22 protein-coding genes are annotated in these 25,521 nt (G+C 39.9%); 2 read left to right on the top strand and 20 right to left on the bottom strand.

Annotated elements, in window-relative coordinates; all coding sequences use genetic code 11:
• Window positions 1-13 precede the first annotated feature (13 nt).
• From dapA to garD, 7 genes are all read right to left on the bottom strand, one after another.
• Window positions 14-913, bottom strand: a complete 900-nt coding sequence (dapA, locus tag BMX30_RS06515; RefSeq protein WP_090742503.1) for a 4-hydroxy-tetrahydrodipicolinate synthase — start codon at window positions 911-913, stop codon at window positions 14-16.
• A gap of 28 nt (window positions 914-941) precedes the next feature.
• Window positions 942-2,444 (bottom strand): tripartite tricarboxylate transporter permease, encoded by a 1,503-nt coding sequence (locus BMX30_RS06510; protein ID WP_090742501.1) that lies wholly within the window; start codon window positions 2,442-2,444, stop codon window positions 942-944.
• A 16-nt stretch (window positions 2,445-2,460) separates the two neighbouring features.
• A complete protein-coding gene (locus BMX30_RS06505) occupies window positions 2,461-2,865 on the bottom strand; it encodes a tripartite tricarboxylate transporter TctB family protein (protein ID WP_170843808.1) in 405 nt (134 codons plus the stop codon).
• A gap of 90 nt (window positions 2,866-2,955) precedes the next feature.
• Window positions 2,956-4,023, bottom strand: a complete 1,068-nt coding sequence (locus tag BMX30_RS06500; RefSeq protein ID WP_090742498.1) for a tripartite tricarboxylate transporter substrate-binding protein — start codon at window positions 4,021-4,023, stop codon at window positions 2,956-2,958.
• A 67-nt stretch (window positions 4,024-4,090) separates the two neighbouring features.
• A complete protein-coding gene (locus BMX30_RS06495; protein ID WP_090742496.1) occupies window positions 4,091-5,245 on the bottom strand; it encodes a glycerate kinase in 1,155 nt (384 codons plus the stop codon).
• Between the two features lie 128 nt (window positions 5,246-5,373).
• A complete protein-coding gene (locus BMX30_RS06490; protein WP_090742494.1) occupies window positions 5,374-6,519 on the bottom strand; it encodes a CdaR family transcriptional regulator in 1,146 nt (381 codons plus the stop codon).
• A 153-nt stretch (window positions 6,520-6,672) separates the two neighbouring features.
• Window positions 6,673-8,190: a galactarate dehydratase gene (gene garD / locus BMX30_RS06485; RefSeq protein ID WP_090742491.1), complete on the bottom strand. Its 1,518-nt coding sequence runs from the start codon at window positions 8,188-8,190 to the stop codon at window positions 6,673-6,675.
• 127 nt (window positions 8,191-8,317) lie between these two features.
• Here garD and BMX30_RS06480 point away from each other — a divergent pair, with 127 nt between their 5' ends.
• Entirely contained in the window at window positions 8,318-9,244 is a 927-nt protein-coding gene (locus tag BMX30_RS06480; protein WP_090742488.1) for a LysR family transcriptional regulator, read from the top strand.
• Between the two features lie 100 nt (window positions 9,245-9,344).
• On the opposite strand, the gene BMX30_RS06475 is transcribed toward BMX30_RS06480, so the two are convergent.
• From BMX30_RS06475 to BMX30_RS06445, 7 genes are all read right to left on the bottom strand, one after another.
• On the bottom strand, window positions 9,345-10,490 hold the full coding sequence (locus tag BMX30_RS06475) for a glycerate kinase (protein WP_090742485.1): 1,146 nt from the start codon (window positions 10,488-10,490) through the stop codon (window positions 9,345-9,347).
• A 260-nt stretch (window positions 10,491-10,750) separates the two neighbouring features.
• Window positions 10,751-12,160, bottom strand: a complete 1,410-nt coding sequence (thrC, locus tag BMX30_RS06470) for a threonine synthase (protein ID WP_090742482.1) — start codon at window positions 12,158-12,160, stop codon at window positions 10,751-10,753.
• Window positions 12,161-12,300: 140 nt separating this feature from the next.
• Window positions 12,301-12,993, bottom strand: coding sequence for an LrgB family protein (locus BMX30_RS06465; RefSeq protein WP_090742479.1), 693 nt, complete (start codon window positions 12,991-12,993; stop codon window positions 12,301-12,303).
• Entirely contained in the window at window positions 12,959-13,369 is a 411-nt protein-coding gene (locus BMX30_RS06460; RefSeq protein WP_244532513.1) for a CidA/LrgA family protein, read from the bottom strand. The genes BMX30_RS06465 and BMX30_RS06460 overlap by 35 nt, the downstream gene beginning before the upstream one ends.
• A 236-nt stretch (window positions 13,370-13,605) precedes the next feature.
• A complete protein-coding gene (locus BMX30_RS06455; protein ID WP_090742473.1) occupies window positions 13,606-13,791 on the bottom strand; it encodes a spore germination protein in 186 nt (61 codons plus the stop codon).
• A gap of 139 nt (window positions 13,792-13,930) precedes the next feature.
• The gene (gene wrbA / locus BMX30_RS06450) at window positions 13,931-14,542 is read right to left on the bottom strand and encodes an NAD(P)H:quinone oxidoreductase (protein ID WP_090742760.1); all 612 of its coding nucleotides are present in this window, start codon (window positions 14,540-14,542) and stop codon (window positions 13,931-13,933) included.
• Window positions 14,543-14,673: 131 nt separating this feature from the next.
• Entirely contained in the window at window positions 14,674-15,612 is a 939-nt protein-coding gene (locus tag BMX30_RS06445; protein WP_090742470.1) for a ring-cleaving dioxygenase, read from the bottom strand.
• Window positions 15,613-15,935: 323 nt separating this feature from the next.
• Here BMX30_RS06445 and BMX30_RS06440 point away from each other — a divergent pair, with 323 nt between their 5' ends.
• Window positions 15,936-16,583 carry a phosphatase PAP2 family protein gene (locus BMX30_RS06440; protein WP_090742467.1) on the top strand — a complete coding sequence of 216 codons (648 nt, stop codon included), beginning with the start codon at window positions 15,936-15,938 and terminating at the stop codon, window positions 16,581-16,583.
• A gap of 177 nt (window positions 16,584-16,760) precedes the next feature.
• On the opposite strand, the gene BMX30_RS06435 is transcribed toward BMX30_RS06440, so the two are convergent.
• From BMX30_RS06435 to BMX30_RS06410, 6 genes are all read right to left on the bottom strand, one after another.
• The gene (locus tag BMX30_RS06435; protein WP_090742464.1) at window positions 16,761-16,922 is read right to left on the bottom strand and encodes a DUF1540 domain-containing protein; all 162 of its coding nucleotides are present in this window, start codon (window positions 16,920-16,922) and stop codon (window positions 16,761-16,763) included.
• Window positions 16,923-17,099: 177 nt separating this feature from the next.
• Window positions 17,100-17,324: a hypothetical protein gene (locus BMX30_RS06430; protein ID WP_090742462.1), complete on the bottom strand. Its 225-nt coding sequence runs from the start codon at window positions 17,322-17,324 to the stop codon at window positions 17,100-17,102.
• A gap of 209 nt (window positions 17,325-17,533) precedes the next feature.
• Window positions 17,534-21,997: a coiled-coil domain-containing protein gene (locus BMX30_RS06425; RefSeq protein WP_090742458.1), complete on the bottom strand. Its 4,464-nt coding sequence runs from the start codon at window positions 21,995-21,997 to the stop codon at window positions 17,534-17,536.
• The gene (locus BMX30_RS06420) at window positions 21,975-22,727 is read right to left on the bottom strand and encodes a DUF6063 family protein (RefSeq protein ID WP_090742454.1); all 753 of its coding nucleotides are present in this window, start codon (window positions 22,725-22,727) and stop codon (window positions 21,975-21,977) included. The genes BMX30_RS06425 and BMX30_RS06420 overlap by 23 nt, the downstream gene beginning before the upstream one ends.
• A complete protein-coding gene (locus BMX30_RS06415) occupies window positions 22,724-24,232 on the bottom strand; it encodes a hypothetical protein (RefSeq protein WP_090742450.1) in 1,509 nt (502 codons plus the stop codon). Before BMX30_RS06415 ends, BMX30_RS06420 begins: the two co-directional genes overlap by 4 nt.
• Window positions 24,225-25,304: a Wadjet anti-phage system protein JetD domain-containing protein gene (locus tag BMX30_RS06410; protein ID WP_090742447.1), complete on the bottom strand. Its 1,080-nt coding sequence runs from the start codon at window positions 25,302-25,304 to the stop codon at window positions 24,225-24,227. Before BMX30_RS06410 ends, BMX30_RS06415 begins: the two co-directional genes overlap by 8 nt.
• Window positions 25,305-25,521 lie beyond the last annotated feature (217 nt).

The raw sequence follows: 25,521 nt of genomic DNA, 5'->3' as shown, positions 1-25,521 counted from the left end.
ATGCAAAGTGCCGTTATACGCGAACTTGATAAAGATTTAAGTCTTTCAATACCTGAATAAGCTTTTCTCTATTTTGTGGGCTCATTTCATTAATAGGACCTAGGGTAACCCCAGCGTTGATCCCTACTAGATTTAGAGCTTCCTTCATCACAACTGGGAAACTTCCCAAGCCAAATGCCAATCGTAATGGAGCTAGTTTATACTGAAGTTCCCTTGACTTTTCGAATTCTCCCGCGATATACGCATCATAGATTCCAGCTACAATCGCTGGTGCTACATTTCCAGTACTCGCAATCCCACCTGAGCCACCGTAGCAAAGGTTGCCAAAAATCAATGTATCTCGACCAGCTAATACGGAGAAATCCTTGCCTTGAGTCCTTCTAATATACTCACCCATCTTTGACATATCGCCACTACTATCTTTAATCGCAACAATGTTTTCCACATCAGCTAGTTCCACCGCTGTATCAGGCGAAATGCTAACATTCGTTTTTTCATCATTCCCATAAAGAATGATTGGTAGGTTCGTAGAGCCAGCAATTGCCTTGTAATGTTCTTTCAATTCCTCTTGATTTGGTGTTATAAAATAAGGAGTCAACACCGATACAGCGGAAATGCCGCCGATGCTTTCGGCAAGCTGTGTTGTTTGAATACAATCTTTTGTGGTAATTTCACTTGCTCCAGCATAGATAGGAACACGCCCTGCCACGTGATCAACCGTGATTTCCAACACCCGTTGTTTTTGCTTCGTATCTAATCCATAAATTTCCCCAGTACTTCCTAGTACAAATACGCCATGAACTCCACCTTCAATGGTATAATCAATGACCTCACGAAGACCATCTTCCAGTAAGTTCCCACTTCGATCCATCGGTGTGACTAATGCAGGGATAATCCCTTTCGGTTGAAACATGTAAGATCCTCCTATCCTATCTACTTAATTAAGCGGCATTTCTGATATCGTTACCTGTTTTTTTACTTTTCCAAGATTGATAGAGTGAGAAAATAATCGATGCAAAGATAAGTACCCAAAGCACAATCGCGATTGGTCCTTTTGTAAAAAAGATCGTTAAATCTCCACCGCTACCTTTTAATGAGTCAATAAAGTATTTTTCTAAGTCTTTTCCTAAAATGAATCCAATTAATAATGGAGCCACCTGGATTCCAATCTTTGCAAATACAAAACCTGCAAGACCAAAGAGTACGAGTGTCCAAACATCAAATAATACGCCGTTATTGATTGCATAAGCTCCAACCACACACATAACAATGATGATTGGATAGATGATTTGCTTTGGTACGAAAACGATTTTCGCCATGTACTTGATGGCTAAGAACATTAACAAGAACATAACGATATTGGCAATTACGAGCGCCCACACAATCCCACTCCATAAATCAGGATTTTGTGTAATAAATAGTGGGCCAACTTGGATTCCCTGAAGCAAGAAAGCTCCAACTAATACAGCTGTCGTACTATCCCCTGGAATCCCTAAAGATAATAGTGGAATCAATGCGCCACCAGTTAGTCCATTATTCGAAGCCTCACTGGCAATAACTCCTTCTGGCTCCCCTTTTCCTAAACGGTCAGGGTTCTTTGAAAAGTTCTTCGTCTGAGAGTAAGCTAGAATCGATGCAGCACTTCCACCTACCCCAGGTAGAATCCCAACAAAGGTACCAATCGCAGAGGAACGGAAAGTATTGATCCATTGCCCTTTAAAAACCTTGAAGGAAAACTTCTCCTTCTTATCAAATTCAAACTTTTGATGACTCGCTGTTTTCATTCCTTTTTCTGCTTCCTGAAGAATTTGCGTGATTGCAAATAATCCGATCAATACTGGAAGCAAGGCAAAGCCATAATACAATTGGTTTTCCAAAAAGGATGGGACAAGACGCAGTTGATTATTATCAGCGAAGAAACCAACTAAACTGATAAATACGCCGAGAAAACCGCTGAAAATCCCACCAAGTAAGCTACCGCTAGATAGGGAGGCAATAACTGTTAAGGCAAATAAGATAATCAAGAACTTTTCAACAGAAGAAAAGTCAATTGCAACAGAGGCTAACACTGGTGCAAAGAAATATAAAATCGCTAAGCTGAAGGCTCCTCCAATAAGTGAAGCGGTGATTCCTACCTTTAATGCTCTTTCCCCTTGTCCTTTTTGGGTCATCGGGTAGCCATCAAAGGTCGTACAGATCGAAGAAGGAGTTCCAGGAATATTCATTAGAATTGCAGGGACTAAACCACCACTAATGCCCCCAACATATAAACCTAACAGCAAGCCTAGAGAGTCAATTAAATCCAATGCATAGGTGATTGGCAGGAAAATTGCAATCGCCATTGTCGCCGTCATCCCTGGAATCGCACCAAAAATGATTCCAACAAAAACCCCCAGTATACATAGGATAATAGATAATGGCGTTAATATTTCAAACGCTTCCATGAATGGTCACCGCCTTTTACGGTAAAGTGATATCGAATAAGTATCCAAAGAAAAACCAAACCAATATAGAGGTTGTCACAGAGTTTATAACGGAAATAACGATTGTTTTTCGTTGGAAATTACCTTTTAACAAAATCGTTAACAAGAACATGAATACAATGCTAGAAGCAATAAAGCCAATAATCTCCAAGAAAAACACATACACCACAATGAGCCCAATGGTTCCAAACAGTTTCAGTTTGTCAAAGTTTTCTTCAAAGAATTTGAATTTGAACTGAGTCAAACTACCATCTTTCAATCTTTTAATTAGGGCCTTAATTAACATCAATACTACTAATAAAATGAGAATACCCATGATAATCCTCGGAAAAATAATATGGTATTCATCATATTTAATATCGATTGTTAACAATTCTTTCATGATCTCACCTGCTCCCATCTTCAGTCCATTTTTGCTAGGTGGAGATGAGGAAGTATCACGAACGAAAGTAACACTTCCTCATAAATTTAATTAATTTGCAGTAATTTCGTTTAAATCCGCACCATTTTCAATAATGTATCTCATGAAGTCTCTTTTTTCAGTTAAATAAGCTTGAGATTCTTCTAAAGAGTAGTGATTCACATAGAATGCGTTCACACCTAAGTCCTTAGCATAGTCTGCATTTTCAACAACCTTTGCAGCTCCTTGATCTAACTTGCTTGCGAAGTTTTCATCAATATCCTTAGGAAGTAAGAAGAAGTATTCTTTTGCGAACACAAAATCTTGGCCATTTACTTGAATGCCTTGCTCTGCAAATGTTGGAATATCGTAGCCTTCAACACGTTCTTTTGAAGTAACTCCTAAAAATTTCATCTTAATTTTATCTTCAACGCCGTCTTCCGTGTATTGAACATTTGATGAAATGGCTCCATGAATGATATCAACATTTCCATCCCATAACGCTTGGTCCTTGTCACTTTGGGAACCAGTGATATAAGCTTTAATTCGGCTAGATACTTCTTCACCATATGTTTCTTTTGCCCAAATGTAGAAACCATCAAAGCTGATTTGAGAAACTCCACCTGCTTCAATCGCAACTGTGATTGTTTTATCTGGATTAGCCTTTAACCATTCTGCAGCTTCTACCATTGTGTTATAAGGTGCATCTGCTTTTGATAAGAATACATTCCCTGGGTTGATTGCGACAATCGGTCCAACTTTCCAATTATCTAAGGAATATTCTTCTGGGAAACTACCATACTCTACGCCAAGGTAAGACATATCATGGAAGAACATAATCGAGCTACCATCTGTTTTAGCTTTGGCAAGCTCGTCAAATGCACGGTTTGCACCAACTGCATCAACTTTCATATTTGTATCTAGTTCTTTTTCCAAATATCTAGTAACTGCATCTGCATTTTGGTACGTGTCTCCACCAGTAGAACTTGAACCAATCAAAACCCGAACCCTTGATATATCTACTTTTGTAGTATCATCAGAACCTTCGGCATCACTTGAAGCTTCTTCTGAACTTCCACCACAAGCGGCTAATACAGCACCCAACATTAAAATTAGTACAAATACCCAAATCTTTTTCATTATTACTAACCTCCCTACAGGATTTATAATGTAAACGCTTACTATAATGGTAAAATAAAATACCTTTTTAAATGGAAACTTGATTATTACATTCTTCTGAAATACCTTTAATCAATAAAGCAATATTTCTAGCCTGGTTATATAGAAGAATTTCTGCATTATCCATGCATTCTCCCAAACTCATCGGCCCAGTTGCAATCGAGTGACAGCTTAAAAAGTGATCATATAAAGCTTCATATCCTTTTCCTAAACTGCCGGACAGAAGGATGGTCTTTACTCCTGCTTCTTTCGCAATGCTCGAGATAAACGAAGGAACTTTTCCTAGTAAGGTTTGATAATCACTTTGCCCTTCACCTGTAATCACAAAATCGGCATTCACGATTTTTTCTTGTAATCTAGTAGCATCAGCAACAATCTTTGAACCAGATTCTATTCTTGCATTCAGAATGAGAAAGGCAAATCCTAAACCACCAGCTGCCCCTGCACCTTCTTGCTCCTTCAGGTCTAGTCCTATTTGATTTTCTACTAAATTCGCGTATCTTCCCATTGCTTGATCAAAAGCTTCAAGCTCTGAATCCGCTATTCCCTTTTGCGGTCCAAAAACATAGGTTGCACCATTCGGACCGGTTAACGGATTGTTTACGTCACTAGCAATCGTAAACTTTGCTTCCTTCAACAATGGGTGGAGACCGGTAAAATCAACACGTTTCAACTTGAAAAGCGAGCTTCCAAAAGACGGTAATGTTTCATCTTGTTCATCTAGAAATCTAGCACCTAGCGCTTGTAGCATACCAAGTCCACCATCATTCGTTGAACTTCCGCCAAGTCCGACGATTAATTCACGATAACCATCTTCCAATGCCTGTTTGATCACTTCTCCGATCCCGAACGTTGATGTATAGATTGGGTTTCGTTTACCAGGTGGGACCATTGGTAACCCTGATATCGCTGCAATTTCAATTACAGCTGTCTTGTTGTCTCCCAATACTCCATACTCTGTTTCAACTGGATCTAATAGCGGTCCTGACGCGGTTAGACTTTTACGGGTTCCATCTGTTGCATAGATGAGTGTATCTAGTGTTCCCTCACCCCCATCAGCCATTGGAATGACTTCTAAATCTACATCTGGCAGTTCCTTACTAAATGCTTCTTTGATAATGGTCCCAACCTTTAAGGCTGTGAGACTACCTTTAAAGGAGTCGGGAGCAATGACGATTTTCATTTACCCCACCTTTTTCTAAAGTATTAACTACATCTTTATTAAACTATATTTATGAATGCGGTTTCATCGGACTCTTACACAAAATTCCCTAGCTTTTTAGACTAGGGAATTGTGCATTTGCACTATTTTCAATTTTCCGTTATTTTTTCGACTACCATTAACATTCTTAGAATCATCGCATCATGGAAACTTTTTGGATCTAAACCTGTTTGTTTTGCGATATTACATAACCGATACAACAACGTATTACGATGAATGTGAAGAGCCTCGGCAGTTAGCTTCATATTTAGGTCGTGGTCGAACAGCGCTTTTAATGTTAGTACTTGTTCTTCGTTAAGGGACAGCTTTCCCCCTAAATATTGCCCATAAAAACTTTCTAGCCGTTCTTTCGGTACTTGTTGAAGAAGATTAATAAAACCCCAGTCGGAAATATGGGCTATATGATCATCATTAGGGAAATTGTCCAATAGCATCAAACTATCTTTTGCCTCTAAGTAGGACTTACGGTAGCCATTAATCTTACTATAAGATTGACCAATTCCAATTTGAACGGCTAGCTTTTGACTCGTAAAATAGCCCTTTATTGACCGAGCAACTGAATAATAGTTTTCCTTCATATGGGGAATCCCAATTAAACAATGAACATCATCAAGAAAAGCTGAAAAGGAGATCTTAGGAATAAGGGCTCTTATTTGATTTAACCGTTCATCCTTTTTTAATGGCACTATATTGTTTTCGGTTATATTTTGGTAATTTAAATCAGGAAAACGAATGAGGAAAACGGAAATCTCTTCGTTTAGATTCAGGTTTAAATAGTGCTTTCCGTCTGTTTCCAGTTTTGCGTAGTTTAATTCATGAGGATGAATGAGCTCTAACACCCAATTCTCCATTATCTTATTTTCATAGTGGAGTTTATTAAATAATTCCATTTCTTGTAGCATGACTTCCACAGTAACCTTTAAAATTTGTGCAAACTTATACACATCATCTGGATTACCGGTAATGCCAATGACCCCAACAATAAGGTCTTGATGTTCGACTGGTAAGTTTACTCCAGGCTTTGAACCTACATACAAGCTCTCATCAGCTGGATAGATGACAATTTCTTCCTTCGAATTAATAACCTTTAAGGCTCCTTGATGGATTTGATACATCCTATTTGGGTCTGTACTAGCTACAATGACCCCTTCTTCATCCATGATATTAATATTGAAGTTTACTAGAGCTTTAAGCTTTGAAATAATCGGATGCGCTAACTCAGAAGTAATTCTCATCTTCTTACCCCCTTAAGGATCGAATCGAAATTTAATTCCATCTTAACTCATAAATCGACAGAAACCCACATCAATTTTGGCAATATAAAGAACTACTGTATGATGCTAGTACAGTAGTTCTAGATGATATTCTTAAGTTCATCCGAGCCGTTATCACGTAATCGGTGCTGGATTAAAAATCGTAAAGTCGTTATGGAGTTCATACTTTTCAGCCAAACATTGCTTACGCCCACTAGCAACATCAATGATTTCATTGAATAACAGCGTTCCGATCTCTTGAATCGTTGCTTCACCTGTCGCGATTGGACCCGCATTGATATCGATTAAATCTTCCCACATATCTTTCATGTTATTTCGGCTACAAACCTTGATCACTGGTGCTTCTGCCATACCGTATGGTGTTCCACGACCAGTCATAAAAACTTGAAGTGTCATTCCACTAGACAATTGGCATGAACCACATACAAAATCACTGGCAGGGGTTGCCGCAAAGATCATTCCTTTTTTCGTTGGCCGCTCCCCAGGTGATAGAACCTCTACAATCGGCGAAGTACCTGACTTTGCAATCGATCCCATCGCTTTTTCAACAATATTTGATAAGCCACCTTTTTTATTCCCAGGTGTTGGATTCGCGCTTCTATCTACTTGTCCCTTCTCTAAGTATTGGTCATACCATTTCATCTCAGAGACTAGTTTTCTACCAACTTCTTCGTTCACACATCGTTCAGCTATAATATGGGCACCGTCGCGAACCTCGGTTACTTCAGAGAACATCACCGTCGCACCAGCTTGCACTAACATATCCGCAGCATAGCCTGCAGCTGGATTAGCCGTCACTCCAGAAAACGCATCGCTACCCCCACACTGCATTCCGACACATAAATCAGAAAGTGGAAGTTCCACTCGCTTTCGTTCATTTAACTTTTTCATTTTCGTGTTGGCCATCGTCATAATTTCCGAAATGATGGCATCATGGCCTTTTACTTCTTGTAAAATAACGATATTATCTGGTGAAATCTCTTCTTCTTCTAAAATCATTTCCAGTGTAAGCTTCTCACACCCCAATGAAATTACCATCGTTTCGCCACCAAAATTAGGATGTTTCACCATGTTCCGCATCATTCGAATCGGAATCGCAGCTTCCGGAGCATTAATTGCTACCCCGCAACCATAGGCATGATTAATCGCGACCACATCATCTACATTCGGATATAGTGGAAGCAATTCTTGTTTGATCCTTTTTACGGCATTATTTAAAACACCTGTCACACATTGTACCGTGGTGATGATGCCCAAGATATTTCTTGTGCCTGCGTACCCGCCATTTGGATTCGGATAGCCCATAAATGTTTTTACAGGTGGCTCAGGCAAATCCGTTACTAGATTGGTAGCAAACTCCATTTCATCTAGTGCAGGTGGAGTTGGCAGCTGGAGCATATATTCATTAATCCAGTCGCCTTTCTGGATTGGTTGTAAAGCAAATCCTAAAATCACTCCATAACGGATGATTGCCTCTCCTTCGGCAATATCACCTAAAGCAATTTTATGACCTTGGGGAATATTTTCGTTCGCAACGACATCGTCCATAATGACCGTACCTGCAGGGATGGCATTTACCGTAATGGAAACGTTATCATTTTCATGTATTTTAATAAAATGATTAAAACCCATTGCGATTCCTCCTCATATCCTTGTTGTTATTTCCTTAAAAACATCGTAATCTGTAATTATCTAAAAGTAAAAGTGTTAACTTTTAGACTTCTCTAAGAAAAACTAAGAGTAAGAGGAGTACTTTTTTATGGATTTAAAACAAGTAGAATATATCATCAAGATTGCTGAAGAGAATAATATAACGAAAGCGGCAGAAAAGCTGTTTATTACGCAGTCGGCTCTAAACCAACAATTGTTAAAGCTTGAAAAAGAACTAGGAACACAGCTGTTCGTCCGTTCCAGAACGAACTGGCACCTGACGGATGCTGGGAAGGTTTATATTGAAAATGCAAAAAGGATCGTCAACATAAAAAAAGACACGTACAACCTTATTAATGATCTCATTTATGTGAAAAAAGGGAAACTAGTGATCGGTTTAACCCCAGAACGTGGTCCTGAAATGTTTGCGAGCACCTATCCTTCTTTTTATAGAAAATACCCGAGTATAAAAATTGAAACAATAGAATTAACCGTCAGGCAACAACAAGAGGAAGTAGCTAAGGGAAGCCTTGACATTGGTTTCTTAACCCTACAGGACTTTCAGAAAACCAAGGATGAGTATATTCATATTTGTTCCGAGGAAATCATTTTAGGTGTTCCTACTACGCATCCTCTTGGAAAGTTAGGAGGGAAAATGGGCGAAAAGCTTCCTATAATCAGCTTAAGTCAACTGGAAAATGACTCTTTTGCGATCATGCAAAAAGGTTCTACTTTAAGAGAAATCTACGAGCATCTCATTATTGAAGAAAACGTATCGCCCCATATTCTTTTAGAAACGAGAAGTTGTCAAAATCTATTTAATATGGTCGAGGAAGGAATCTGCTGTTCGATTTTTCCATTTACCTATGCCAAGGATAGCTCCCGAGTCTCTTATTTTTCGCTCCGTCAACAGCCCATTTGGGAAGTCTATGCTAGTTATAAAAAAGGGAGTTACCTGAGCAATGCAGCTCATTATTTTATAGAGATTGCTAAGGAGTATTGGGCTAAGAAAATTGATTCATTTCCTACTTCTTGACATAAACGAACAAATAAATTCGATCCAATATAGGAAGCCTTCACCCTCCACCAAAAGGAGGGGGTAAAGGCTTTCTTGAGTTGTTTTTGAACTTATAATCCTAAGAATTTTTTCCCTCATTGATTCTCAGAACTCGGCAAATATTTTCTGCTGCATAGGCTAAATTATGTTCTCCGCCTTCTAATGCCGCCTTTAGCGAGGTGGCTTCTTTTAAAATACCGACAATAGCTGTAAAACCGTGATCATATAACGGCTGGACTCCGTCGCCAATCCTGCCAGCAAACGCAATCACAGGGACGTCATATTTTTGGGCAACCGTTGCCACACCATATGCAGTTTTCCCGTACAAGGTCTGATCATCGATACTGCCTTCTCCTGTAAATACATAATCGGCATCTTTTACGATTTCCTCGAAACCGGTATATTCAATCACAAGGTCCACACCTTTTTTAAGCCGCGCATTAAGAAAGGCCAGCAAACCTGCTCCAAGACCTCCTGCAGCCCCGGAACCTTCCGTATCAACAATATCAATTCCTAACTCCTGTTTAATGATGTTGGCATAATGTGCTAAGTTTTGGTCGAGAACATCAACCATTTCAGGTGACGCACCTTTTTGAGGTCCGAAGATAGCTGAGGCCCCGTTTTTACCAACCAGCGGATTGGTTACATCGCAGGCAACATCGATAGTGATTTTGCTAATTCGAGGGTCTAGCCCGCTAATATCAATCGTCGCTAGTTGCTGTAAAGTTCCACCGCCAAATGAAAGCTCTTCTCCTTTGTGATCTTTAAAAGATACACCAAGAGCCTGAAGCATCCCTACTCCTCCATCATTGGTTGCACTTCCGCCAATCCCGATTAAAAATCTCTTAGCCCCCATATCAAGCGCATGCTTAATCAATTGACCTGTTCCATAGGTTGTTGTCAGGAGTGGATTCCGTTCTTCTGGTTTCAATAATTCCAACCCGCTTGCAGTTGCCATCTCAATGACCGCAGTGTCCCCTTCGCCTGTGACACCATAGTTTGCGATTATCTTTTTCCCTAAAGGACCAAGGACCTCGGTTTGAATCATGCTGCCTTTCGTCAAACGAACTAGGGATTCAACCGTCCCTTCTCCCCCGTCTGCCATTGGAACAATCCTACAGTCGGCATCGGGAAAGACCTTTCGAATTCCCTTTTCCATTGCAAGAGCTGCTTCTTTCGCGGTCATACTCTCTTTAAATGAATCCGGCGCTAATACAAACTTCATACCATTCCCCCGTTACATAAAAAATAGATAGTTACTACCATTATAAAAAATTTTATAGTAAAAACATAGAAAAGAGGAAGGTGACTAGAAACAAAGCCCCGATGATTAGCATTCATCGGGGCTTCGTTCTTTATGATTGGGTAATCCTAAATCAAAAGATTCGTTAATGCTGATTTATAAGCAAGTTCTGACACAGCCCTAAATCCTTCACAAAATCAAAAAAAGACCGAGAACACAGCAGCATTCCCGGTCTATCACTATCAAATAGATACACTTGTGGAGCGAAAATGCTCCTCTAATTTCTGTGAAATTTCCTCATTGTCAGCCTCAACCACTTCTAGATATTGTGGTCGATCAAATAATTGATGTATTTGTTCAGGATACTCCTGCTCGATGTCACAAAGGGCAATCGACTCATTAAATTTTGCAGGATGGGCGGTTGAAAGGGTCACACAGACCTCGCCAGTATGATTACGCTGTTCAAAGGCTGCCACACCACATGAAGTATGTGGATCCAATAAATACCCACTTTCACCATAATAAGACTTAATCGTTTGCAGGCATTCTTTTCCGGAGACTCCATAAGCTGCATAATCCTCTTTCACCTGGCCAAGCAGTTCCTCACCGACAACAATTTTGCCTTCAGTCTTAAATTGTTTCATTAAATCAGAAACGGCTTTTGGATTTTCGCCAAGCAAGTAGTATAGGTACCGCTCAAAATTACTCGCTACCTGGATATCCATCGAAGGACTATACGTGCTGTGGAACTCACCTGGTTGGTAAACTCCTTCTTCGATAAAACGTTCTAGTATATTATTTTCGTTTGTTGCAACAATCAGTTTGCCAACGGGAAGACCCATCTTTTTAGCTAAGAAACCGGCAAAGATATCCCCGAAATTTCCGGTAGGCACACTGAAGTTTACAGTTTTGGCACCTGTCTCCTTGGCCACTTGGAAATACGCATAAAAGTAATAAACCGTTTGCGCTAAGATACGGGCAAAATTAATCGAATTGATGGCACGAAGATGGTATTTATTTTTAAATTCCAAATCGGCGAAGATTTCCTTAATGATTCGTTGACCATCGTCAAACGTCCCTTTTATCGCCAAATTTAAAACGGTTTCGTCATTGACCGTTGTCATTTGCAGTTCTTGTACTTTACTTACTCTTCCATGTGGGTGCAAAATACAAATACGAATTCCTTCTTTTCCTCTTACCCCTTCAATGGCGGAGGCACCTGTATCACCTGAAGTAGCTCCAAGAATATTAATGGTTTCTCCCGTCTTCTTGGCTATATATGAATACAGATTCCCTAAGAATTGAAGAGCGACATCCTTAAAAGCAAAGGTTGGACCATGGAAGAGTTCTAATACAAACATATTATCCTTCACCTTTTGAACAGGTGTTACTTCCGGGTGACGGAAGGTTGCATAGCTTTTTTGTATTAAATCCTTCAGATCATTTTCGGGAATTTCACCATCTACATAATAAGAAATGATTTCGTATGCTAATTCTTGATAGCTCAGTTTCGACATTGCTTGTAGCTTTTCTTCTGGGATCTGCGGGATTTTCTCTGGAACCAATAGACCCCCATCATTTGCAAGTCCCATCATGACTGAATCAATAAAGCCTATATCCGTTACGTTTCCACGAGTGCTAATATATTTCATCGTATCCTCCAAGTATAAAAAGAATTAATATTCTTATAAAGTATTATTCTTACTATAATTCAGGATGGAGTAGATTAAAAGAGCAAATTTTACAACAACTCAACTAATTTGTTGTTCAGGGAACTATGTCTGTCCCGCCCTCAAAGAAAACGATACAACAATGGAAGCACAACAGGTGTGATAATCGCGGCTGTCCCCATTGCCACACTCGAGACTGCCCCTTGAATCGGGCCTTCTGCCATTACCTGACTGGTGCCAATCCCGTGAGAAACCGTTCCGACACTAAGTCCCCGTGAAAAGGGATCCGAGATCTTCACCAGTGTTAATATCGCAGGGGCAAATACTGCCCCAAATATCCCTGAGGCAATAACAAAAGCCGCCGCTAAAGTAGGATCGCCACCAATAATCATCACCGTTTCAATCGCGACCGGAGTCGTGACGGCCTTAACCGCAGACGCAGCCTGAATCGTTTCAGATAAGTGAAATGCCTTTGATAACCATACAGCAGAAACAATCGTTGCCAGTGTTCCGATGATTAGTCCAAGAGCTGCTGGCATTAATTTTTCCTTGATGATGTCTTTATTTTTATACAAAGGAACCCCAAGAGCAACAGTGGCTGGGCCAAGCAAGGAGGTAATCCAGTCTTTCGCAGGAGCATACTCGTCAAAACTTATCCCCGAAAACTGAAGGATAGCAATCATAAGAATCGTTGTTGTCAAAATTGGTGTTGTGAACGGAGACCGGACCACCCGCGATAGTTTGCTAGCCCCCATATACACAATAATGGTCAGCACTACACTAATGAGAGTGAAAATGAGAGTGTGGTTGTTCATGATGGATTTTTTCCTTTGCTGTTTTCTTCGTTGATAAAAATTGTGTTAATCCCCCTGTTATCAATAAACCGATGACGGTACTACCCGCAATCATCGCAATTAATTGGAGGCCGCTTGTCTGAATCAATCCGCCATAATCCATTAACCCGACTGCAAACGGAACAAAAAACAATGAGAGATGCTTGAGTAAAAATGATGCAGCTTTTTCAATATACTGTAATTTAACTATGCCGTTGGACAAGAGAACATATAAAAGAATCATCCCCAACACACTTGCAGGCAATGCCAAATCAAAGAAACTCACAATATAGGATGAAACTTGATATATCGCCCAGAGCAAAAACAATTGAGCGAAAAAAAGCAAACCACTTTTCACAACTATCCTTCCTTTCGAAAACCGAAATAATATTATATCAAGGATGGAAGAAGTGGTCTACTGTTGCGTTTTATCCTTTAATACTTTTCCCATTGGTCAAGACTCAATGGAACAAAACACGGGAGTACATTATAAGGTCCCAGTTATATGATAAGAGCTGGAACGAGGTGGCTAAAACAAAAATAAAACGTACAGCAGCTTGTACGCTTTTAAGGAAATCTTTAAATTTACAATTACTAACGCTCGAAACGATTCCTCTCATTTACTCCATTATTTGTATAAACATACCCTCCACTATTGTCCTCCCCTTGTCCACTAACTGATTCTGAACTGTTGTTAGGTGAACAATTTCGTACATCACCGAAATGTACGGTCCCGCCTTCAATTTTTCCAATATAAACCGATCCAATGATTACAGGCAATTCAATCACATCCTTCATTTAAAAAGTGTTAGTACTAGCATATGTAAGTTATTTAAAAACGAATGGACTAGGGTCATAGGAAAGCTTAACCGCAAAAAAAGCTAATCGAACTTGTCGATTAGCTTTGGTATTTTTCCAATTATTGATTGCCCTTCTTTACCCACTCTGCGACAGTGACGGTACGTTTTGCTTGATGTTTAACCGCCCCTTGAACATCTTCAACCATTTTCCCGTCTTGACCAACTGTTACACTTGTACCATATGGATTTCCGCCTGCTGCAAATAGAACAGGATCTGTATAACCAGGAGTCGCGATAATTGCACCCCAATGCATCATCGAAGTATATAAGGAAAGAAGCGTCGCTTCCTGACCACCATGTGGATTTTGTGCCGATGTCATCGCACTAACGACTTTGTTCACTGTTTTCCCAGTTGCCCATAGACCACCTTGTGTATCAAGGAACTGCTTCATTTGAGCTGGCATGTTACCAAATCGAGTCGGCACGCTGAAAATAATCGCGTCTGCCCATTCAAGATCATCGCTTGTCGCTACTGGTACGTCTTTTGTTGCATTTACCGTTGCTTTCCATGCTTCATTTCCTTCAATAACTGAATCAGGGGCTAACTCTTCTACTTTTAATACTCTTACCTCTGTACCTGCTTCTTTTGCTCCCTCTTCAGCCCACTTTGCTAATTGATAGTTCGTTCCACCCATGCTGTAAAATACCACTGCTACTTTAACATTTTCCATTTTCTCTGTCTCCTTTATTGTTGAATTTCCAAATAGTTTGGATAGAATCCCCATTGTTGTATACCCCCGATTGTTGTTTAGTAATCTATTAAAATGAAATTACTCCACTGTCTGATTTAGAATTCTTACAGTTAATCTAATTCTCTAACTTCAAACGGAAGCAATGCTCTTTCAATCTTCTCTCGATGTGGTTCATACTGAGATGGCAACATCAATTTCTCACCCATGGTTTCAAGTGATTCATCGTGAGCAAATCCTGGAGGATCTGTGGCAATTTCAAATAGAATCTCCCCATGCTCTCTAAAGTAAATCGCTTGAAAATAGTTCCGATCACGAACAGAAGTGACTCCATATCCGTTCGCTGCCATGTGTTTTTGCCAATCTAGTTGATCCTCATTATCTATTGCTCTCCAGGCAATATGATGAACCGTTCCTACCCCCATTTGACCGCGCCCAATCGAAGTTAATTTTAAGTCAATGATATTTCCAATCTCAGCAGAGGAACGATAACGAGCGAAGTCCCCTTCTTTGCCGACAAATTCAAGACCCAATGTTTTTTCTAATAATTCACCCGTTTTGTTCGGCCGGGTTGATAAGAGCGTCGCTCCACCAAACCCTTTGATGGCCACCTCAGGTGTGACCTCACCAAAGCTCCAAGAATTAGATTCCCCTTCTTCTCTTTCGACAACTTCCAAGTGAAGGCCGTGCGGGTCATCGAACGTTAAATACTCCTCGCCAAAACGTTCCGCCATTGTAAAAGGAATGCTGAACTTTTCTAGCCTTTTTCTCCAAAAAGCCATGGCTCCTATTGGAACAACATAGGACGTAACTCCTACTTGGCCGCCGCCTATCCTTCCTTGTTCTGCTCCCGCCCACGGAAAGAAGGTAATGATCGCTCCTGGCTTTCCACCTTCATTTCCAAAATAAAGATGATAAGTACCCGGATCATCAAAATTGACTGTCTGTTTCACCAAACGCAAACCTAAGACACCCACATAAAAATCAACATTCTCTTGAGGATGACCAACGATTGCTGTGATATGGTGGATTCCCATTGTTTGCTTTCCCAAAGGTAACCCCCCCTTTCCATTTACACCTTAATATCTTCAATTCGAGATATTAATCTAAAAAAAACAACAAACAACGTGAAACAAAATACTCTTAATTAAAATATCTTGAATATGAGATAATTGTAAACCCCCTATTCTTTTTTGTCAATGTCTTGTTTGCTTTGATAAATGACTGAGTTTCCCTAACTAAAAGAACGAATACCTAACAAGGCATTTAATGATTGGCATTAAAAATCACATGAAGCAGATACTAGTAAGGGTTTGAGAAATAGGGAACGGGTCTAAAATAGAAAATTAAAGCCATGTAAGTTGGAGGATAATAATTGAGAACTATATACAACTTTTTATTTTTGCTAAGTATACTCTGTTTGGGATTGTTTGTTTTAGTAGCTAATACATATGATTCTATTTTCGTAAAACACTTCGATATTCAAATCATTAAATCGATACAAGGATTAGAACATCCCTTCATAACTACTGTCATGAACTTCTTTAGTTTTATTGGAGATACCATCCAAGTAATCATTATTTCGTTAATCATACTAGCCATCCTATATAAGGTGTTTCATCAACGAGTTGAGTTACTTCTCTTTACGATAGTGTTAATTGGTTCAACCGCATTAAATGTGTTACTAAAGGATTATTTCCAAAGAGGCCGCCCGACCTTTTATCAAATGGTAATAGAAGAGAATTTCAGTTTTCCTAGCGGACACTCCATGGCGGCACTTTCATTGTATGGCATCATCGGTTTTTTATTATGGAGGCATATTCCCAAACAAAGTGGGCGAATTATGTTAATCATTCTAAGTGCTATTTTCATTATTATCATTGGAACAAGTCGTATATATCTAGGTGTTCACTATCCAAGTGATATCATAGGAGCCTATTTAATTAGTGGGTTTTGGCTTATGTTTACAATCTGGGGGTTTATTAATATAAGGGAAAATAGAAGATTGAAAAGAAAATTATGAGCGGTTCTTTTTTCGCTCTACACCCATAGTATTATATCAACATTGTCTTAGAACCCATATTCAGAATGATCAATGATTAAAAAAATGAAAATGACATGTATAATATTGATAATCATTATCAATAATAAACATAAATCAAGCGACAACCACTCCCATGATTGTCGCTTGATAAAAAAATTAAAGACCCGCAGGTTCAAACGTTTTGCAGTCTGTTTCACCACTAGTAGAAGCGTTTTTCTCCTTGTGGTTTACTACATAAATTTGATCTGCTCCACATTTGTTTTCATTTTTGATGTTATGAACACAGCTATTTACTTCGCATAGTACATCTAATGCCATAGTTAACACCTCCCTTACTTATAGGATTAACAAGTTAGGCTACCCCTATACTAGTTTAGGGAGGCTGGAATGTATTGTTTGTAGCGTTATATTTGTGTGAAGGATTGGTTCCCTAATTATAAGTTAAACGCATAGGGGGGCCCCTAAACCCATACGGTTATGATGTTCCACCACCCCTTATTTTGGTTTAGTAAAAATCTTCCCATTATTTAATTCACACCAATCATCTAGTTCATCATAATCGTCTTTCTTTCCGTGTTTTTCATAAAAAGCTTCCTTCGTTTCGAATACTTCCATTAAACCATCCTCTAGTAATGTGACCATCTGAAAAGGATTTAGTTTAAAGACCTGGGAAACAGCTATTAATTCACCGATATGAACCTTGTCAGGAATATTTTGCATACTTTCGTCTCCTTTTACAGTTAGAGATCCTAGCGAAATGGGTAAAGTAAAACAAAAATAATACCACCTCTCTGGTATTGTTTTCAGTTTTGATGATACTATGTGCTCCTTCCTGAACCTATCCGTCAGTTGAAGACGAAAAAAACCACTTACCATAAGGATAAGTGGGTGCTATAAGCTAGGTTCCAAGGACTGTCCCTAACTTAAATTTATTGTGTCACTTCTTCGCCCTGATAAATCCGAAATGCCGGAACAATCGTATCCGATACAATTTCTTTCCCTTTTTCACGTATAAAGTCCAATTTATAATACGCATCAAATCGTTGACTGATTTCCGTCTTCACCAGTTCAGGCGGCGTCACGACAATAAATTGGAACTTCAGCTTCTCCGCCACAGCGAAAATCGGATCAAGAACGTGTGCAGATGCCGCTTGTCCAAATGGATTATCGACGACTAACGGAACCCAGCTTTGATCGGTTTCACCCTTAACAGATAATAACATCATCATCATCACCATCCGGGCCGATAGCTTTTGTCCACCACTACCATCAGATTTCGTCTTCGATCCTTGGTTAATCGTCTGCCAAGTGGAATAATGCTCTCTTTGCGGTTTCCCGTACATAAACGCATTATCAGTTCGCATGTTATAAACAAGGAGTTCAGGATATTGATTTCGTAACGATACAAATAAAATTTGCTCATCGCTAATCAGTTGTTTGATCTCAGTATCTAATTCGCGATTATGGTCATCAATGCGATCAAATTGTTTCGTTATTTTATTAATCGCTGAAACGAAATGCTGTTTCAGAAGTGGCTCAATCTCTTCTGCTTTTTTCGGTAAAATATCTTCTTTCAGCTGAACGAGCGGGAACGAACCTCGTTCATTTTTCAACTTCATTTTAGCAATCATTGAGCGAATCGCTTCGGAAATTCCCATCACTTTCATGCTGGCACGACTAGCCCAGAAGTTTTGCGCCTTTTCTGCTCTTTCCTTATCGCGCTCCAATTGTTCCAAACCACTCTGTGAAAAACGCTTCATGTTTTTCACGACATTTTGGATATGGTGATAATGCCGTGTATCCATATGATCAAGTGTCGTTAACACTTCATTTTTAAAACGAATCTCCCAATCCTTGCCTTCAATCGCAAGCTTAAGATTCCTTAATGATTGTTCGATTTTCGCATGCTTTTCTTTGCCTTCTTCTTGAATCCCTTGATGGTCATCACACCAGGCTAAGATGCATTTCTTTCCTTGACTCTTAATCTTTTCGACATCCTCATCGGTAAAGCTAGCTGCTTCCTCTTTTAGCACGACAGATAAAGTAAACAAATCGCCTTCATAATTGGTGATATTATTTTCAGCTTCTTTTTGCTGTTTCTCTGTGTCCTTGATGTCTTTTTTCGTGAGCTTCGTTTGGTCTTTAATTTCAACTTCCTTGACCTCTAAATCATGTTCTTCCCATTCTTCCGGCTGCTTCTCGTGCTTGGCAACCTTCTTTCCTGCCTTTTCACGCTGCTCGGTCGCATGCTTAAAAGACGTTTCAGCTACCGTGACAGCCGTTCCTTGCTCACGTTCTTCTTTTTCCGCTGCCTTTACATCCTTACTTGCCGTTTGTAGCATATTTTCGAGGATGCTAATCGGTTCATCTGGCTCGACTGCTTCTTTCCATTCTTCATTTAGAGCCTGGAGTTTTTTCTCTAGTTTCTTTTGCTGCTTTTGTTCAGAATCCTTTGTCGCTTGAATCTTGATTAATTCACTTGCTTGTTCTTCCTTTGACTTATGAAGCTGTTTGAGCTCACCAATGCTTCCATTGATTTCTTCTAAAATCTTGGATGATAAACGCGGCACCTCTTCAGAAGCTTCCGCTTTTTCCTCGGTAGGAAACGCAGCCGCTTCAATAAAGAACGAGATTCTTTTAATACTTTGTTCGGTGGTTAGCTTCCATTCGACATAGGTTTGATTCCAGTCGTTTTGTTGATTCACGACACTTTCATACTCACTACTAACTTCTTGCTGCTGCTTAACCAAGGCTTCTAGTTGTTTCTCTTTCTCTAGCTTCACGCGCTTGTTTTCTTGGTGCAGCTCTTTCTCCGCTTCAAACGCAGTTAAAGTTTCCACATCTTTGGAAAGCTTTTCGACCTTTTGCATCGCTTTCTTCCGCTGTTCTTTTAGCTGAAGCTGCAATTCTTTTTCTTTCTCTTGTTGGGTATTGATTTCCTGTAATTTCGTTTTCTTTGCAGCGAGCACATTCTGTTCTTGAGTCAACGCTCTTTCAATTTCACTGGATAGGTCATTAGATAAAAACCGATCCATTTCTTTTAAAATCCGTCTTAATGACGTTTCTGTTTTCTCGATTTCTTCCAGCGTTTCTTTCTTTTCGTCTAGTTGTTTCGCAATTTGAATTTTCCAGTTGGTAAACTGATTTTTATCAGTTAAAAGCTCATGCTCCGTTCCATTGACCATCACAAACGAGGCTGCATCCGTTTCATTGTTCATTTCCTCGCGCATGAAAATCGGAACCGGACTTTTAAACATCCGTCCTGAAAGAACCTGCTGATTGATCTTCTGCCATTGCTGCCTGCTTACGACTAACCCGAATGGTAGAAGTGGATATGTCATCAGAGATTTCGCCATTTCTTCTGGACTTAAGGATTGCAGAAATTGCGTTCCATAAAACACATCGATGCCTGTCTTCTCATCGATCCATTCTTTTAACTCTTTGACGTCTTTATTGGCAATCCAAAATGGCTCATCGTTTAATGAATGATCAAGCTGGTTTTCCCAAAGTTCTTTCTTCAGTTCCTCCGCCTGTTGGCGATTCTCGGCGAGCAATTCCTCGATTTGTAGACTATACTTTGACAACAAAGCATTGGTTAACGGCTCAGTAACTTCAGCCAGCAACCCATGAAGTTTATCAACGAGTTTCGCTTCTTTTTGCTTTTGCTGCTCATTATCTGCTTTTAATTCTTCACATTTCTCTTCCGAAAACTCAATCGATTGAACCATCGTTCCATGCTGCGTGGCCAAATCATTTTGCTTTTCATTCGAAGCTTTCTCTTTTGCTTGCAAATCAGTTAACAGCTTTTCTTTGTCTTCAATCTGTTTCGCCAAGCTTTCCACAAAGCCTTTTAAGTCATAAGTTAACCGGTCCCCAAATTCCTTGATAAGGGTAGTTTCCTTCGACTCAAAGGTATGGATTTGCGTATAGAGAAAATCGATTTCCGTTTTCAGCTTGGCAACCTCTGTTGTCTTTTGCTTATCCTGTTTCGACAGCTCGGTTGCTTTCTTCTTTAAAAACTTTTGATAAGCAAAATATTGCTTGATCGCTTCTTTCATCGCTAAAGATGATTCTTCCCATTGCTTGGCCGCTTCTGCTTTAATTTCATCCATGCGTTGATTCACTTGCTCTAAGCCACTATTCTGTTCCAACTTCGCAATCTGCTGAGAAAGCGCACGAATGCTTTGCTCGTTTTCACTCCACTCTTTCAATAGCACTTGAAAAGCAAGCTCATCTTTTCGGTCTTGTTTCGCTTGAACAACCTCTTGTAACGCTTCATGCTTCTTCTGTTCTTCCGCTAACTTCTTCTCCCAATCGCGAACCTCGCGATGTGCTTTAGCAAACTCTAAATTGTCTTTTTGAAAGCGCAATTCGTCTTGCTTCACCATTAATTTTTCAAGGTCTTTTTCTAACGTAACAAGCGTTTCTCTTTCCGCTTGCAACAAATGCTCCAACGCACCTAGCAATTGTCGACCAACCTTAATGCTTTCATCAACCACTTCCTTATGCTGAATTCCAGTTACTAAGTGGTCTTCAAACGGGACAATGTCTTCTAAAAACTCTTTATGCGCTTGCTCTCGTTTTAACAGCACAGGCAGGTCCTTCGCAATACTTGCCTGACTTTTAAAAATCTCCACAAGGTCGTTTTTCTGATGCTCAGTTCGATGCAACACCTGACTGACCGTCGGGATAATTCGCTTTTGGAACAACGAATGATCATCCTCGGCGCCCTCAAAGTATTTGCCGACGCCACCTTCATCCTTATTGATATCCTTTAAAATATCCCAGTCTTTGCGGTCAATTCCATACGTATCAAGGATGCGATAATGCTTCTTCGTATCGCGGTAAACATCATAGCCATTCCACTTTAAATAGTCCTTCAAGCCCTCGGTATCGGCCGTTTCCTCATTTTCAAACAGAGGGATATGCTCTAGCGCTGCCTCTTCTTGGCGCTCAAACTCTCTCGTATAAAAAGTAATATTCGGAAGAATTTTCGCTTCTTGTTCTAAGGTTTTCTTTTCATTTTCGGTATCATCACTCATCGAAATCCGCTGCTCGGCTGAGAACATTCCGCCGGTGATAAGATGCCTGTGGTCGGCACCGTCCAATTCCCATTGAATGGCGACATGAAAGGTATAAGGGATAAACTGCTCTTTATGATTAAAAAAGAATTGCTGATAATAACGATTGTTTTGCTTTCCCCATGACGTACCCGGTTTGAGGATCTGGAAGATGGTTTGCAAGAATACCCCTTTTCCGCCACCATTCATCATCGAGATCAACCCATTGGTTGACGTCTTCTCATTATGGAAGTTAAAAACAGTATCTTTGTATTGCTTTTGCATGCCATCATACTTGAGGCCAACAATTCTAATTCGATTGATTTTCGGCATGCTCAGCTTCCTCCTCTGTTGTCACTAATTTCTTAAACATTTCATACCGATCATAATCGTGGTACAAGTATTCAATCCGCTCAAATAGCTCTTGTTTGGGAATCCCTTTTGGAATCTCGTCGCGGTCGAGGACAACGATCAGTCCCTCGGTTTCTAACAAGCGCATCGCTGTCGTAATTAAGCCGATTCTCGTGCGGCGATTGGCCTTTTTCATGCCGCCAAAATCATCGGTATCTACTTCCATGTACTTCCACGTTGTCACGACTTCCTTCATATCGATTTTTTCCGTTTCTCCAAACGAAGGATTTGTTTTTAGCATATTGTCCCAGTTCATAATCAGATCGTTTACTTGCCGTTCCAATCCATAAAAGCTGATTCCTTCACGCTGCGAACGAATTTTCGCGGCCTGGTTTCGGTCAATACTCGCTAAAAACGCCATAATCACAACACTAATTAGATGAAAGTGTTTTTTCGTTTCAATTTGCTTATGCTTGTCTTTCATATGGGTAAAATTCGTCGCAAACACCGAGCCAGTTGGCTGGACGACCAATTGAATTCGTTTTGCCGATTCGATGATATATGTACCCGATTCGTCAGCTAACAACAGAACAGTCTGTCGGACTTCCGGGTCAAAATACGTCTGGAAATGCTCACTATTTTCATCAATGACTTTCTCTTTTAAAAGCGTAAAGTAGACGGCCGACGCTTTTTTAATCGCTTCTGCACTCATGCTTTCTCCTCCTCTACACAAATTTTAAATGGTGTAATTTTCATACGCTGCCAGAGGAAAGGCTCGGCACGATGGTCAAATTTTGTAAAAATCTTCGAGCCTTCAAACACTTGAAATTGTGGATATTCCTGCATCAGTTTATAAAGCAGAATCTCCCGCTCATCGCTGATCGTTTCTTCCTGTCGATGCAGCACTTGCACCTTCAGTGGCTTTTTATCAAACATCATCCATAAATCAATTGTTTCCGATTCTTCAATCCATAGGTCCTGCACTTCTAATGGCAAGGTCGCTAAATCAGCTAACGAAAACTCTCCGTACGTTTGTAAAAATTGAAACACATAACTCCAGGCTTTGATGACCGAATTCCAGTCGGTCACGCGCTGACGAACTGTACTTTCTTCTGCCTCTTCCTCAACGACCACATCGGTTTCCTGGGTTTCATCGTATTCCTGTTCTCCCCAGATCCAATCAAGAGGTAAAATAAATTCGTTTTTCGGTGAAAATAACGGCCCCAACACACTCTCAATAGTGTCGAAGCTTTTTACGCCCTCTTTCATGAACCAGTTTTCATAAAAATGCTCTTTAAACGAAACAAGGCTTGTTTCCCAAAACAACGACGGATTTTCCGCTTTTAATTTCATCTCATAGGAAATGTTTTGAATGACGAGCTTGGCAAGACGGTCATGCAATTGTCTTGTATGGCCAATCTTTTCTTGAAGAAGCATCAATTCTTTCTGAATATAATCCTCGCCTTCATTAGTGTGGATGGTTTTATCAATCATGCTTGTAATCGTCCGAAAATGAGTTTTCTCTTCGTCAAATTGCTTTTCAATTTCCTCGCGATTGTCGGCTCGCTGCCATTCTTCTTCCATGATAAGGATTTTCGGATTATTAACCATTTCCTTTTGAAACGTGAATTCTTTTGCCAATAAGCGGTTAACACGTGAAATGAGGTGATCGAGGTTTCGCGTCGCTTTGCGGAAGTTTCCATTTTTAATCAGCTGCATGCTATAAAGCTGTTCAATCGTAATCGAGAATTCCTCCGCCATTTCCCTGCTCATAAAAATCATTTCCTGAGCGACATCGGTGAGTTTATAAATAATGGAGCCACCAAGTTCTAAATTTGTATACGATTCATCCATCGTGACATAGCGAAACGTTTGCGTTTCCCAAGATTGCCTGAGTTCATCGTAATAAAGAGTTTCAAACGGCTTACTATATTCTTCTTTCCCCTGATACAAAAGCCCACTGGTAATCCGGTCAACTTGCTTATCATCCGCTAATAGCTTCATTTGCTTGATCGCATCTTCGACCATATAGCGGATATCAGACTTACGTCTGCCGTCATCATCATTCAACTCTTTATAAAAAATCGTCAGCAGCACTTGCATGAGAACCGTTTGGAGATAGGGCTTCAACTCGCCTACCTCCATTCCCCTTCCAAGCTCAAATAGGGGATTTAATCGCTGCATCCGCTGCGCGAATCCTTCCCAAGATTCATTCATGTGTCCACCTCCTCCATGTTTCGATCGTTAACACTTCTTGCGGGATTCGCTTATTTTCATCCCATAGTTGTTGTAAAAGAACTTGTTCCTCTTCCGTAAAATAGTGGAAGAAAGCATCACGGTATTTGAGGTTTTGCGTTTGACCGGTTTTCTGGTCATTCTTTTGGTCTAGGCACTCAAGCATTTTACGATAAATTTTTAGCGCTGGTTCAATACAACATTCCGGATACTTTCCCATCAATCGAATAAGGATTCCATAACCCGAGGCATCCAAATCGCCTGCATAATAGAAAAGGTAGTTTTTCGGTGGAAACATCCGAAAGAAAAACGAAAAGCTCCGCTCAATCTTCGTCCCTTCCCCGTATATGATCAATTCCGGTTCATAATCAAGTTGGTTGTTTTCTAGTAGATGAATCGCAGTATGAAAGAATGATAGATTCTCAACAATCAACACACGCTGAATATCCTTAATCTCTTTCCCCTGCTTCATCCAAAACACAAACGGCTCCCCGTAGTTCACCACTTTTAGCTGCTCTTCGGATACACCAATTCGGGTTAAAAAACCTTTTCCCTCAGGGAATTGATCGCTGTCTAGTAAAAACTTTTCATGCCCAAACAACTCAAGGCTTCGTTCCTCTAACGAGACAATCTCCCGTATCTGACTGGATTGAAGAAACGTATATAAATTCTTAATTCGATTCAATTCCTCTTCCGTCTGCCACTCCGGATGATTTTCATAATAGGTAAAATCAAACCGATCACTCAATTTCATCATCTCAAGACGGTCCCATTTGGTATCCTGAACTTTGATATTAACCCAGTAAAATAAAGACAAAGCTGGAGTTCTACCATTATATTGGTTGTTTTTAAGCGGGGTCAGCTGACCTTCCTCTTGTAAGGTCTGAATCGCCTGGTAAAACAACGAATAGCCGTCCATATCAAAATAATCATCCAAAAGCCTGCGTAGCTGCAGTTCCAGATCATTTATATTAATCTTCTTCTTTTGTTTTGGGTGTTGGATGTCGGCGATGAAGCCTCTTACTCTAGTTTCAATGATGTCTATTTTACTCACCTACTTGCTTTTACATTAATGTTATAGAAAATATCCTAATAAAACAAAATTCGACATCTTTATATTATAAACTAGATAGGAGGATGGAGGGAAAGGAAATTTCCTTGAGATTTTAAGGTACAGTGCAGTACAGATTTTTTTCTTGTTTCATAAAAAGTTGTCTCGTATCTTTAAGGGAGAATAATAAAAACCGTACAGTTTTAACACTTACTGTACG

Origin of the sequence: Mesobacillus persicus (assembly GCF_900109925.1) — a bacterium.
Classification (GTDB): domain Bacteria; phylum Bacillota; class Bacilli; order Bacillales; family Cytobacillaceae; genus Mesobacillus_B; species Mesobacillus_B persicus.
This window is presented reverse-complemented; position numbering and strand designations above follow the sequence as displayed.